Annotated in this window: 14 protein-coding genes; 3 read left to right on the top strand and 11 right to left on the bottom strand. The window is 62.9% G+C overall.

Annotated elements, in window-relative coordinates:
- The first annotated feature begins 57 nt into the window (after window positions 1-57).
- Window positions 58-903: an FTR1 family protein gene (locus tag FQ755_RS12760; RefSeq protein ID WP_144154560.1), complete on the top strand. Its 846-nt coding sequence runs from the start codon at window positions 58-60 to the stop codon at window positions 901-903.
- The gene (locus tag FQ755_RS12755) at window positions 900-2,327 is read left to right on the top strand and encodes a 4Fe-4S binding protein (RefSeq protein ID WP_144154558.1); all 1,428 of its coding nucleotides are present in this window, start codon (window positions 900-902) and stop codon (window positions 2,325-2,327) included. The genes FQ755_RS12760 and FQ755_RS12755 overlap by 4 nt, the downstream gene beginning before the upstream one ends.
- Window positions 2,328-2,621: 294 nt before the next feature.
- Here the strand turns inward: FQ755_RS12755 and hemP are convergent, their stop codons facing one another.
- The 4 genes from hemP to FQ755_RS12735 form a co-directional block, all read right to left on the bottom strand.
- Window positions 2,622-2,888, bottom strand: a complete 267-nt coding sequence (gene hemP, locus FQ755_RS12750; protein ID WP_144154556.1) for a hemin uptake protein HemP — start codon at window positions 2,886-2,888, stop codon at window positions 2,622-2,624.
- Between the two features lie 145 nt (window positions 2,889-3,033).
- On the bottom strand, window positions 3,034-3,516 hold the full coding sequence (locus FQ755_RS12745; RefSeq protein ID WP_144154554.1) for an SRPBCC family protein: 483 nt from the start codon (window positions 3,514-3,516) through the stop codon (window positions 3,034-3,036).
- Window positions 3,517-3,578: 62 nt separating this feature from the next.
- Window positions 3,579-3,977, bottom strand: coding sequence for an OsmC family protein (locus FQ755_RS12740; protein ID WP_144154552.1), 399 nt, complete (start codon window positions 3,975-3,977; stop codon window positions 3,579-3,581).
- Window positions 3,978-4,082: 105 nt separating this feature from the next.
- Complete coding sequence (locus tag FQ755_RS12735; protein WP_144154550.1) at window positions 4,083-4,955, bottom strand: pirin family protein; 873 nt, start codon at window positions 4,953-4,955, stop codon at window positions 4,083-4,085.
- Between the two features lie 123 nt (window positions 4,956-5,078).
- Between FQ755_RS12735 and FQ755_RS12730 the strand changes: the two genes are divergently transcribed.
- On the top strand, window positions 5,079-6,155 hold the full coding sequence (locus tag FQ755_RS12730) for a LysR family transcriptional regulator (RefSeq protein WP_260858527.1): 1,077 nt from the start codon (window positions 5,079-5,081) through the stop codon (window positions 6,153-6,155).
- A gap of 390 nt (window positions 6,156-6,545) precedes the next feature.
- On the opposite strand, the gene FQ755_RS12725 is transcribed toward FQ755_RS12730, so the two are convergent.
- The 7 genes from FQ755_RS12725 to FQ755_RS12695 form a co-directional block, all read right to left on the bottom strand.
- A complete protein-coding gene (locus FQ755_RS12725; RefSeq protein ID WP_144154548.1) occupies window positions 6,546-6,965 on the bottom strand; it encodes an ExbD/TolR family protein in 420 nt (139 codons plus the stop codon).
- A gap of 15 nt (window positions 6,966-6,980) precedes the next feature.
- Window positions 6,981-7,712 carry a MotA/TolQ/ExbB proton channel family protein gene (locus FQ755_RS12720; protein WP_144154546.1) on the bottom strand — a complete coding sequence of 244 codons (732 nt, stop codon included), beginning with the start codon at window positions 7,710-7,712 and terminating at the stop codon, window positions 6,981-6,983.
- An 83-nt stretch (window positions 7,713-7,795) separates the two neighbouring features.
- Window positions 7,796-8,530, bottom strand: a complete 735-nt coding sequence (locus tag FQ755_RS12715; protein WP_144154544.1) for an energy transducer TonB — start codon at window positions 8,528-8,530, stop codon at window positions 7,796-7,798.
- A gap of 236 nt (window positions 8,531-8,766) precedes the next feature.
- A complete protein-coding gene (locus tag FQ755_RS12710) occupies window positions 8,767-9,003 on the bottom strand; it encodes a bacterioferritin-associated ferredoxin (RefSeq protein ID WP_144154542.1) in 237 nt (78 codons plus the stop codon).
- 302 nt (window positions 9,004-9,305) lie between these two features.
- Window positions 9,306-10,205 (bottom strand): glutamate racemase, encoded by a 900-nt coding sequence (murI, locus tag FQ755_RS12705; RefSeq protein WP_144154540.1) that lies wholly within the window; start codon window positions 10,203-10,205, stop codon window positions 9,306-9,308.
- A 92-nt stretch (window positions 10,206-10,297) separates the two neighbouring features.
- Window positions 10,298-10,777 carry a bacterioferritin gene (gene bfr, locus FQ755_RS12700; protein WP_074297671.1) on the bottom strand — a complete coding sequence of 160 codons (480 nt, stop codon included), beginning with the start codon at window positions 10,775-10,777 and terminating at the stop codon, window positions 10,298-10,300.
- Window positions 10,778-11,016: 239 nt separating this feature from the next.
- Window positions 11,017-12,540: a fumarate hydratase gene (locus FQ755_RS12695; protein WP_144154538.1), complete on the bottom strand. Its 1,524-nt coding sequence runs from the start codon at window positions 12,538-12,540 to the stop codon at window positions 11,017-11,019.
- Between the last annotated feature and the right edge of the window lie 46 nt (window positions 12,541-12,586).

The following is a 12,586-nucleotide window of genomic DNA, read 5'->3' as shown; positions in this document are numbered from 1 at the left end:
CGGTAACGGGTCCGGACGCGCAGGTGCGGCGTCCGCTCAAGCAGCAGGAGAAGTTCGATGGGTCAGGTGTTGTTCATCGTGTGGCGGGAGAGCGTCGAGGCGCTTTTGGTCGTCGGCATTCTGTACGCGTGGCTGAAGAACGGCGACGACAATGCGCGGCGCGGCTTGCCGTATCTGTGGGCGGGTGTCGGCGTGGGCATCCTCGCGGCGCTCGCGCTCGGTGCGGCGTTGATCGGCTTTACCGAGGTGCTGTCCGGCGACGCGCAGGACTATTTCCAGACCGCGATGGTGCTGGTCGCCTGCGTGCTGATCGTGCAGATGGTGCTGTGGATGAAGCAGCACGGCCGCACGCTCAAGCGCGATATGGAACAGTCGCTGCAACGGAGCACGCGCGATTCGAACTGGTGGGGCATTGCCGTGCTGGTCGCGCTGGCGATTGCGCGCGAAGGCAGCGAGACGGTCATCTTTCTCTACGGCCTTGGCTTCGGCCAGTCGGGCCACGTGGACGGCAGCCAGATGCTGGCCGTGCTGCTCGGTCTGGGCCTGGCATTCCTGACGTTCTACGTGTTGCAGCTTGGCGGCAAGTTCTTCTCGTGGCGGCTCTTTTTCCGCGTCACCGAAATCGTGCTGCTGTTTCTCGGCGCGGGCCTGTTCGAGACCGGCGTCGACAAGCTGATCGACAAGGAGATTCTGCCCACGCTCGTCGACCAGCTGTGGAACACGTCGGCGCTGCTCGACGACTCGAGCACCTTCGGCTCGCTGGTCGCCACGCTCACGGGGTATCGCGCCCATCCGGCGTTGATGAATCTGCTGGCGTATGCGGTCTACTGGGGCGTCGTCGGCCTGCTGGTGCGCCGGGCCAACCGGCGGCCGGTCCAGCCGGCCGCAGGACGCGTAGCATGAGCCAGGCGTCGCGCCGCCTCGAGCATGGCGGACAGCCAGGCCCTGGCCGGCTCGCCGCGGCGGGTCAATGGATGCAGCGGCATGGCGCGCTGATTCGCGGCCTCCAGTGGGGCGTGGTGGCGGTCTACGCGTTTCTGATTCTGGTGCCGGCCTTTACGCCCTTGCCCGACGACACGGCGCATCTGTGGAACAACCTCACGCTGGCCGCGCAGTTCGTGTTCTGGGGCATCTGGTGGCCTTTCGTGCTGCTCTCGATGGTGATGCTGGGCCGCGTGTGGTGCGGCGTGTTGTGTCCGGAGGGCGCGCTCGCCGAGTTCGCCAGCCGCTATGGGCGCGGCAAGGCGATTCCGCGCTGGATGCGCTGGGGGGGCTGGCCATTCGTCGCCTTCGGCCTGACTACCCTCTACGGGCAGATGGTGAGCGTCTATCAGTATCCCAAAGCGGTGTTGCTGGTGCTGGGCGGCTCGACCTTCGCAGCCATGATCATCGGCTTGCTGTATGGGCGCGAGAAGCGCGTCTGGTGCAAATACCTGTGCCCCGTCAACGGGGTTTTTGCGCTTCTGGCGCGGCTCGCGCCATTTCACTACAAGGTCGACGAAGACGCCTGGCGACGCTCGTATAAAGAGGGCGAACACGGCCATCGCGTGATTCCGATCAACTGTGCGCCGCTTTTACCCCTGCGCAACATGAAGGGCGCCGCGGCGTGCCACATGTGCGGGCGCTGTAGCGGCCATCGCGATGCGATTGCGCTAACGTGGCGAGCGCCGTCTTCAGAAGTGGTGGAACTCGGCGACCGCCAGGCGAGCGGCTGGGACACCGCGCTGATTCTCTACGGCCTGCTCGGTATCGCGATCGGCGCGTTTCACTGGACGGCTTCGCCATGGTTTGTCCAGCTGAAGATGTTCCTTGCGACGTGGCTAATCGATCAGGACGTTACATGGCCGCTCGCGACCAACGCGCCGTGGTTCCTCTTCACGCATTATCCCGAGCAAAACGATGTGTTTTCGTGGCTCGACGGCTCGCTGGTGATCGGCTATATCCTTGCCACCGGGCTCGTCTACGGCACTATCCTGCTCGCGTTGCTGATGGGCGCCACGCGCACGCTGGGCCGCTTCAGCACGGTGCGGCTGCATCATCTCGTGCAAGGCCTGATTCCGATTGCCGGCACGGGCGTGTTTCTCGGACTCTCGGCCACCACGCTGTCGCTGTTGCGCGCGGAGCATCTTTCGCTATGGTGGGCAACGGATCTGCGGATCGCGATTCTCACGGTGGCGAACCTGTGGAGCGCCTGGCTCGCGTGGCTCATCACGCGACGCTACAGCGCGCGGCTTTTCCAGCGCGGCTTTGCAATGGTGTGGTTCATCGCCGCATTAGCCGTGGTCGATAGCGCGTGGTGGCTGATGTTCTGGGGCTGGGCGCGCTGACGGCTCGAAGTGACGGGCGCGGTGGCGTGGCCTTAAAAGCGTGGCCCTAAAAGCAGAAACACGAAAGCCGTGGGATGTCGCCATCCGCACGGCTTCGTTCGTTCAGCAATTGCGGCACGCCTCATGGCGCCTGCCCGCATCAAGTGAGAACCAAAAAAGTGGCACGGCTTGCTGCGACGGCTGGCTTGGTAATCTGCACGAAGGGGTCTAGTTCTCACGTGCAAGCCGTCTTGCTGGCTAATGCCCCAACACCTCGCGAAGAGGTGGTCCCCACAATACCCGGTACGTCCTGCATTACTTCGTCAAAATCAGCTTGCCGAGCCGTGTGGCGCGCAACTGGTAGGTCTCGCCGTTATGCACGATGCTCACGTGGCTGTGTCCTTGCAACAGCGTTTCGCTGCGTACCGACGGCGCGGCCGTGGTGGCTTTCGGCGCGGCGGCGTTGCTGCGCTCGCCTGACGGTCTCGGCGCGGCGGCGGCCGTGGCTTTCGGACGGCTGGTCAGCGCAGCGGCCGCCGGGCGGCGCAGGCTAAGCGTAGAAGAGCGCGTGAGGTCGTTCATTCGTTCCGTCGGTTTGTCGATTCGATGGAGTGATTCTAAATGATAATCGTTCCCATTTACAAGACGATAAATTCATCGGAATGAAGTTTCGATAGTCAGGGGATTGTCAGGGACCGCGAGGGAAGGGGCAGAACGCCCCCGGTCCTCAATGCAGCGCGTCGGGCGCTTTGCGGCCTTGCACGTACTGGCGAATCAGGCGCACCGTGTCGATGTCCGATTCGCGGTACGCCGACTTGACGATTTCCTGGGTCTGACGCGCATCCTGGTCGTCGGAGACGGGCAGGGTGGTGCTGTATTCGAAGCGCAGGAACAGTTGCAGTTCGTCGGGCTGCTCGATGGTCATGGTCAGCGACCCTCCGACGTGCGTTTCGGTGGCGAGGATGTCGTAGCGCACGCTGTCGTTGGGCGTGAGCGTCACGCGGTCGCGCACGGACACCTGGCCGTAATGCAGCTCGCGTTCGAGCGTGCTGTCGGTGCGCGACAGGATCGTGCAGGTATCGAGTCCCAGCACGAACAGTTGCGGCTGTTCGGCGCGCAGCACCAGTCCTTCCCACAATTGATCGCGCGTCATGGTGTCGACGAACGGATTCAACGGATCGTTGATCTGGACGAGATGTTCGAAATTCAAAACGATGCCTTCCTTTTAAAGCAATGAGCCGGCTGGACAAGGTGCCGGCGAGGCGGGCGAAATCAGGCCGCTGCAAGGCCCGAGCGGATCGAGATCGGGCGCGTCAGGATCTTGTGCACCGGGCACGCATTGGCAATCTGCAACAGACGTTCCCGCTGCTCGTCCGACAGATCGCCTTCGAGCACGATGCGCCGGTCGATGGTCGAGCCTTCGTCGCCGGTTTCGATGGAGAGCGTCACGTGGACGTCCGCAAGCGGCCAGCCCTTGCGCTGCGCATACATCTTCAGCGTGATCGACGTGCAGGCGCCGAGGCTCGACAGCAGTATCGACACCGGCGCGGGGCCGCGGTCGCCGCCGCCCTGCGCTTCGGGTTCGTCGGCGAGCCACGTGTGACTGCCGTCGTCGAGGAGAACCTGGAAATTCGTCGAGCCGATATGGGCGGTGACGTTGGACTCGGCCATGCGCGCTCCTGAACAGGGACGGGATGCGCCGCGCGGTGCAGAGTCTGCGGCGCGCGGCATGAGTCGCTATTGTGAACGAAATTGTCCGGCTTCGTGCCGTAGAGGTCAGTGGCTGATTTGCCCCATGCGGCCTGCCTGGTAGTCGGTTACGGCCTGGCGGATTTCGTCTTCAGTATTCATGACGAACGGGCCGTAGCGCACCACCGGTTCCTTCAGCGGCACGCCGCCGAGCAGCAGCACGTCGAGCGGTTCCTCGCCGGCTGCGATCGTCACCGTTTCGCCGTCGTTGCCGAACACGATCATCTGGCGCGCCTCGATTTCATGACGCCCTTCGCCGTAGAAGCCTTTGCCCGACAGCCCGTAAGCAAACACGCGGTAATTGGCCGGCACGGCATGCACGATCTGCGCGCCCGGCTGCAGCGTGAAATGCTGATACAGGATCGGCGTGCGCGTTTCGATGGCCGCCGTCACGCCCAGCGCTTCACCGGCGATCACTTTCACGCTGACCTGGCCGTCCGTGGAGGTCGCGACCGGAATCTGCGCGGACGGCATTTCCTGGTAGCGCGGCGCGATCATCTTGTCGCTGCGCGGCAGGTTGATCCACAGTTGCAGGCCGTGGACGCGGCCGCCGGTGCGCACGAATTCCGGGTCCGGCATTTCGCTATGGACGACCCCGGCGCCCGCGGTCATCCACTGGACGTCGCCGGCGCGCAGCGTGCCCGAGTGGCCGGCCGAATCCTTATGGCCGAACTGGCCCTCGAGCACATAGGTGACGGTCTCGAAGCCACGGTGCGGATGATCCGGCGCGCCTTTGGCTTCGCCGGGGGCGTAATCGACCGGGCCCATTTCGTCGAGCAGCAGAAACGGGTCGAAATCCATCAGCATGCGGGTCGGGAATGGCCGATGGACGATAAAGCCGCCGCCTTCGGTGGTGCGAACCGCCGGATACGTGCGTTCGATCGTGCGTGTCGAGCTCATCAAAAGTCACCTTGAAAAATGGGGAATAGCGTTATTTCTGAAACATAGGGCTATTATAGGGACCGTTTTTCGAGGTGCCAGCCACCGTGACGCAATGGATTGTTCTATTCATGGAACGACGAGATGAAGATCGATTCGCATAATCTGAACGACCTGATGTACTTTTCGCAGGTCGTCGAGCACGGCGGGTTTTCCGCCGCCGAACGCGTGCTGGGCATCTCGAAGTCGCGTCTGTCGCGTCGTTTGACCGAGCTGGAGGCGTCGCTCGGCGTGCGTCTGTTGCAGCGCTCCACCCGCAAGCTGGCGCTCACTGAGGCCGGTCAACTGTTCTACCAGCATTGTCAGGCCATGCTTTCGGAAGCACAGGCGGCCGTCAACGTGGTGCAGCAGCTTCGTTCGTCGCCGCGCGGCTCGGTGCGCGTCAGTGTGCCGGTCACCGTCTCGCAGACGCTGCTGTCGCAGATCCTGCCGGAATTCATGCATCGTTATCCGGAAGTGCGGGTGGTGATGCACGTCACCAATCGCGTGGTCGACCTGTTCGAGGACGCCATCGATGTTGCGCTGCGGGTCCGCTCGGAGCCGCCTGAAAACGCCAACATCGTCGTGCGGCCGTTGTGGCGCACCCAGCAGATGCTGGTCGGCGCGCCGAGCCTGTTGCAGCAGAACGCGCCGCCGCTGCTGCCCGCCGACCTGAACCGCTTCGAGACACTCGATACGCCCACCACCGACGGCCGTCACGTGTTCCAACTGATCTCGCCGGAAGGCACTCGTCACGCGCTCGAGCACGAGCCACGGCTGGTGAGCGCGGATCTGATGACGATTCGCGAAGCCGTGCTGGCGGGTGTCGGCATCGCCGCGTTGCCGGAGATGATGTATGGCGCCGCGTTACGCGCCGGCCGGTTGTCGCCGGTGATGCCGGGTTGGACCTTGCCCACGCCGCAGCTCTACGCGGTGTTCGTGTCGCGCCAGGGGATGGTGCCCGCGGTGCGCGCGTTTGTCGATTATCTGGTTGAGATGCTGGACCCGGATACCGGCAAGCATAAGATCGACGAGTGTCCTACGACTGCAGAAAAGCGCAAGGCGGGGCAGCCGGCACCGGCCAAGGTGGCGGATGAAGTGGCAGTTGGAGTGGCAGATGAAGCGGCAGTTAAAGCGGCACATGAAGTGGCAGAACACACGATTGCACAAACGGCTGTATGACGGCGTCATATCGTTTTGGCATTTAAGCGCCGTCTGCAATGAGTACTTTCAATCGGCGTTTGCTTGAATGCACGAGCCGGCGGGCCTATAGTGAAATCCCTTCGCCAAGGAGTCTCCTGAGCGAAAACTCATGGCCGCTATCATAGCGAGCCTGATAGGGCTGACCGCGCTGTCCGTGTCGACCACGGCTGTCGCATGTGGAGTCGCTGGCCACTCATCCGATGGCTGGTGATCTCGCCGCCCGAAGGCGCCGAGTGCGCACAAAAAAAGGCCTTCATCCGACGATGAAGGCCTTTTACTTTGGGCGCCTGAGTTCGCGCGCAGCCTTTTGCATTTAACCCCTAAAACAAGGGTGTTTCACGCCTTTAGCGAGTCGCACATCAGCCGTTGCTAGTGGCTCAGCGGCTGCGTCACGAAGCCGATTTTCGTGAGCCCGCCGGATTGGGCGGCGGACATCACTTCGGCCACCTTTTCATAGGCTACCTTGCGGTCGGCGTTCAGATGCAGTTCCGGTTGCGGATCGGCCTGCGCGGCTTGCGCAATCTTTGCGCGCAGGTCGTCGCTGCTGACCGGCTTGTCGTCCCACAACACAGTGCCGTCAGCCTGAATCGATACGCTGACCTGCGCCGGCTTGGTCTCTTCCTTCTGGCTGCTCGCATGCGGCAGATCGATTTTCACCGCGTGGCGGATCACCGGAATCGTCACCATGAAAACAATCAGGAGAACCAACATGACGTCGACGAGCGGGGTCATGTTGATTTCGTTCATCAGGCCATCGTCGTCGTCGCTGGCGAAGGGGCTCATTCCCATCTGAGGACCTCGCTATCAGTGAGTGCGGGTGGCAAGACGCAGGCCGTCGCCGCGTCTGGACGACGACAGGCGGGCACCCGTCACGAAGAAGGCATGCAGGCCGTGCGCGAAGCGGTTCAGCTTGGTGACGATTGCCTTGTTGGCGCGCGTCAGCGCGTTATAGCCGAGCACGGCGGGAATCGCCACGAACAGACCGAACGCGGTCATGATCAGCGCCTCGCCGACCGGGCCAGCCACCTGATCGATCGAACTCTGGCCGCTCGCACCGATCGCCACCAGCGCGTGATAGATGCCCCACACCGTGCCGAACAGGCCGACGAACGGCGCCGTGCTGCCGATCGATGCGAGGATGGCGAGGCCGCTTTGCATGCTGGCGACGCTGTCGTCCATGGTGTCTTTCAGGCAGCGCGTGATCCAGTCGGACACGTCCATGCGGTCGTGCAGATGCGGTTGCGTCTGGTGATGGTGGTCAGCGGCTTCCTGGCCCGACAGCGCGAGCGCGAGGAACGGGTTGTCCTGCGGTGACGAAGCGCCGGCGCCGAGTTTCTGCACGCCATCCGAGAGATCGTCCGAATGCCAGAACGACTGCTCGGCGTTGCGCGTCAGGCGCTTCAGACGCATCACGTTCCAGCCTTTGACGACGATCACCGTCCACGACAGCACCGACATGATCAGCAACGCGAGCGCGATGCCGCGCGTCACGAAATCCCCTTGTGCCCAGACGTGGGCCAAACCGTAGTTCTGCATGGCTATTCCTTTTTAAAGTCTTTTGCTGGAGCCGCCTGGAGGCGCTGGCGGCTCGCTGTGGTCAGTGTTCGCGTTCGCCGCGCTCAGTCGCTCAGGCCGAACTGATAAGGCTGCGTGTAGGCGGCCCGGATCGGCACGCCGTTCTCGAGATAGGGCTTGCATGAGCTTTCCCTGACGGCGTCCAGCGCGGCCTGGTCGAGGCGGTCGTAGCCGCTGCTCTTTTTCAGCTCGATGTTCTCGAGGTTACCGGTCAGGCCCACGACGAAGCGGACGTAAGCCGTGCCGCTTTCGCCACGCCGCCGCGACATGGCCGGGTAATCGGGTTTGGCGATATTGCAGTCGAGATGCGAGACGTTCTTCGGCGCGCTGATTTCCATGGTCGGACGGCCGATCGCCGGTGCTGCGGCGGCGGCCGGCGCGGCGGGGGCTGCCGATGTCGGTGGCGCGGCTTCGGCCGGAGCGGGCGCCGTCGGTGACGGGCTCGCCGCCATCGGCAGGGGCTCCGGCGTCGGCTTGGGCGTCGGGCGCGGCTGCACTTTGGGCTTGACGTGCGGGACCGGCGGCGTCGGTTTGGGCGGCGGCGGGGCGATCGACTGCAGCGCGACCGGCGCGGCCACGGGCGCCGGGCTCAGCAATTCGGCGGTCATGGTGCGCGATTCGAGCGGACGAACCGGCGGCTCGTGACGCATGCTTAGAATCACCGCGAGCAGCGCGAGATGAATCGCGGCGACTGCGGCGGTTGCCGTGAGGGTGCGGGAATTCCTGCGGGTTGAAGGCGCCGGCTCGAAGCCGGCTGGGACGGAAGGCGAGGTGCGCATGTCAGCGCGACCGTGCGCCGTCGACACCGGGTCTACGACAAAACAACGTCATTTTCGGAATATCAGCAGCGAAATGCACAGGGTGGTCACGAAACCAATCAGCAATTCCATCTCGAACTCCTGTTACGGGGTGAGCGGGTAGCTGGCTGGTAACGTGTACTGGCTTGCTGACGGCAGTGGACTAAAACGTGAGGCCGCGACGGACTCAGGGCACGGCGAACGCCGGGCCGGCAGGATCAGGCGGCCTTGCGCTCGTAAAACGTGAGCGGAACCGGATGCGCGTGATGCTCGACCCCGCAATGGCTCGCGCAGACGCCGCTTTGCGCCATCACATCGCGCACGGACTCTTCGCACTTGCCGCAGCAGGTGGCGACGCCCAGCTCGAACTGGAGTTCGTCGAAGGAATCGACGCCCTCCGCGATCGAGGCACGGATCTTCCGGTCGGATACAGACTTGCACACGCAGACAATCATGGTTGGGCGCAATAGCTAACGTTAATGCGAATTATTATCATTATGTTTGCTGCATTTGGCAAGCGTCCGGCGGGAATTTTTGTAACAAAACCAGCCTGTTAGGAGGGGTAACCTGGGGCGGGGATGGGGCCGGATGGGCGGCGAGGCACCTGGATGGGACGGATGGTCGCGGGGGATTGCGGGTAATTTGCGGGTATTGGTCCGCTTGGGGCCACCTTGGGGCCACGTCAGCGCCGCTCCTCAGGCAGCAGGGCAAGGGCCGGGCCGGGGCAAAACCGCAGAGCCAGCCGCTACAAAGAGGCTCAGGCGGCCTGTGAATCCGGCGCAACGGTGCGCCGCGACGGGATAAGCACGGTTTCCACCGGAGCATCGAGATTCAGCAGCGTCGCGGCGAGCTGTTGCAGATGCGCGCCGTCGCTGGTCGAGCAAAAACGGGGCAGATCGGCCGGGCGACCGGGCTCGGCGCGCAGGCCGTTTTGGTCGAGCACGCGTTCCAGTTGGCGGGCGATGGCCACGCTGGTGTCGATCAGCGTCATGCGCTCGCCGACAATATCGCGGATCGCCGCGTCGAGAAACGGGTAATGCGTGCAGCCGAGCACGAGTGTGTCGGCGCCGGCATCGAGCATGGGCTGCAGATAGCTGCCGAGCAGCGCGCGCAATTCGGCCGAGCCGACGTCGCAGCGCTCGATGGCCTGCACGAGACCGTGGCCCGGCTGGCAAAGGAAGCGGCAGTCGGCGGCGTAACGTTCCAGCAGTGTCTGAAAGCGGGCGCTGCGCAGCGTCACCTGAGTGGCGAGCACGCCGGCCACGCGGGTCTTCGATTGCAAGGCGGCGGGTTTGATACCCGGTTCGACGCCGATCAATGGAATGCTCAGGCGCTCACGCACCAGCGCGATGGACTGCGCCGTCGCCGTATTGCAGGCCACCACCAGCACCTTGGCGCCTTGCGTGACGAGCCATTGGCCGATGGCCAGCGTGCGGTCGGCGATAAAGTCGTCGTCGCGTTCGCCGTAGGGGGCGTAGAGCGAGTCGGCGACGTAGATGATCGATTCGTCGGGTACTTGCGCGCGTACCGCACGCAGCACCGACAAGCCGCCCAGTCCCGAATCGAACACGCCGACCGGCGCGTGCTTCGGGTGAAGCTCACTGGCAGCGCGCGAGACGGGCGCGGTAAAAGCTGCGTCTGACGAGGCGGTAGGCATGGATGCGGTCACGGAAGCGGACGAGGGCAGCGAGGACAAAACAGAACTATAACGCCCGCGCAATGCATGAAGCGATGCGCGGGCTGCACGGCTTAGGATTCGATCGAGCCCATGCCGCTTTGCTGGTAATTCTGGATGCCGACCTTGTCGATCAGATCCAGTTGCGTTTCCAGCCAGTCGATATGTTCTTCAGTGTCGTCGAGAATCTTCACGAAGATTTCACGCGAGATGAAATCGCGTACTGATTCGCAATACACAATGGCTTCCTTGCAGGTGCTCTGCGAAATCTGTTCGAGCTTCAGATCGCATTCGAGGATTTCTTTGGTTTCCTCGCCGATGAGCAACTTGTGCAGGTCTTGCAGATTCGGCAGGCCGTCGAGCATGAAAATACGTTCGATAAGCCAGTCAGCGTGTTTCATCTCGCCGATCGATTCGTCGTATTCGTGCTTGCCGAGTTTTTCCAGACCCCAATGCTTGTACATCCGGGCGTGCAGGAAGTACTGGTTGATCGCGGTCAATTCGTTCTTCAACTGCGAGTTCAGATATTCGATGACCTTCTTGTCGCCTTGCATGATTTTTTCCTTGTGGGGCTCTGAAATACGAATTTCAACAACAATAAACGTCCGGTCCAAAAAAGCCAAGGATCGAAGCATTTTTTGACTGACGCGACGGCCAGGAACTGCCGTCCGTCGCGTATCAATGAAAAAGCGCAATGAAAAAGCCGGGACTCGCGGTCCCGGCTTTGCCGTCTGCCTTGATCAAGAGGCCGCGGGCGCTGAAGCTGGCCTTGAACCAGGCTTCATGGCTGGTTTCAAACCGTCGCGACCGGAATCTTGCCGATCTTTGCCTGCCATTCCTTCGGGCCGGTCTGATGGACCGAGGTGCCGTGCGAATCGACAGCCACCGTCACCGGCATGTCCTGCACGTCGAATTCGTAGATGGCTTCCATGCCGAGGTCTTCGAACGCCAGCACCCTGGCGCTGCGGATCGCCTTCGAGACGAGGTACGCGGCGCCGCCGACGGCCATCAGATACGCGGCCTTGTGCTTCTTGATCGCTTCGATGGCGACCGGGCCGCGCTCGGCTTTACCGATCATCGAAATGAGACCTGTTTGCGATAGCATCGTCTCGGTGAATTTGTCCATGCGCGTCGCGGTGGTCGGACCTGCCGGACCTACGGCTTCATCACGCACCGGATCGACCGGGCCGACGTAATAGATCACGCGGTTGGTGAAGTCGACCGGCAGCTTTTCGCCCTTGGCGAGCATGTCGGCGATGCGCTTGTGGGCCGCGTCGCGGCCCGTCAGCATCTTGCCCGACAGCAGCAGCGTCTGGCCCGGCTTCCAGCCGGCAACCTGTTCCGGCGTGAGCGTGTTCAGATCGACGCGCTGGCTCTTTTCCGTGTCCGGTTCCCACTGCACTTTCGGCCATGCGTCGAGCGACGGCGCTTCGAGCTTCGCGACGCCCGAGCCATCCAGCGTGAAGTGAGCGTGACGGGTAGCCGCACAGTTCGGGATGATCGCGATAGGCTTCGAAGCCGCGTGCGTGGGCGCCGCCATGATCTTGACGTCAAGCACGGTGGCCAGTCCGCCGAGACCTTGCGCGCCGATGCCCAAAGCATTGACCTTCTCATGCAGCTCGACGCGCAGTTCTTCGATCCAGTCTTGCGGGCCGCGCGCGATGACGTCCTGAATGTCGATCGGATCCATCAGCGATTCCTTCGCCATCAGCATCGCCTTTTCAGCGGTGCCGCCGATGCCGATGCCAAGCATGCCCGGCGGACACCAGCCGGCGCCCATCGTCGGCACGGTCTTGAGGATCCAGTCGACGATCGAGTCCGAGGGGTTCAGCATCGCAAACTTCGACTTGTTCTCCGAGCCGCCGCCCTTGGCCGCAACCTGCACGTCGACCTTGTCGCCCGGTACGATCTCGTAGTGGATCACGGCCGGCGTGTTGTCTTTGGTGTTCTTGCGCGCACCTTCCGGCGGGCTCACGATCGAGGCGCGCAGCACGTTGTCCGGGTTCAGATAACCACGGCGCACGCCTTCGTTGATCATGTCGGTGACGCTCATCGTCGCGCCGTCCCAACGCACGTCCATGCCCACCTTCACGAACACCGTGACGATGCCGGTGTCCTGACAGATCGGGCGCTTGCCTTCGGCGCACATGCGGCTGTTGGTGAGGATCTGCGCGATCGCATCCTTCGCGGCCGGGCTCTGTTCGAGTTCGTAGGCGCGGCCGAGGGCCTGGATGTAATCGAGCGGGTGGTAGTAGCTGATGTACTGAAGCGAATCAGCAATGCTCTGAATCAGATCTTCCTGTTTGATGACGGTCATGAGTAGCTCAGTGGGGACAATGGGCGCTTATGGTGCTGATCGCAAC

This window comes from Paraburkholderia sp. BCC1885 (assembly GCF_900996235.1).
In the GTDB taxonomy this organism is placed as follows: domain Bacteria; phylum Pseudomonadota; class Gammaproteobacteria; order Burkholderiales; family Burkholderiaceae; genus Paraburkholderia.
The sequence above is the reverse complement of the archived record's forward strand: the minus strand, read 5'-3'. Positions and strand labels throughout refer to the sequence as shown.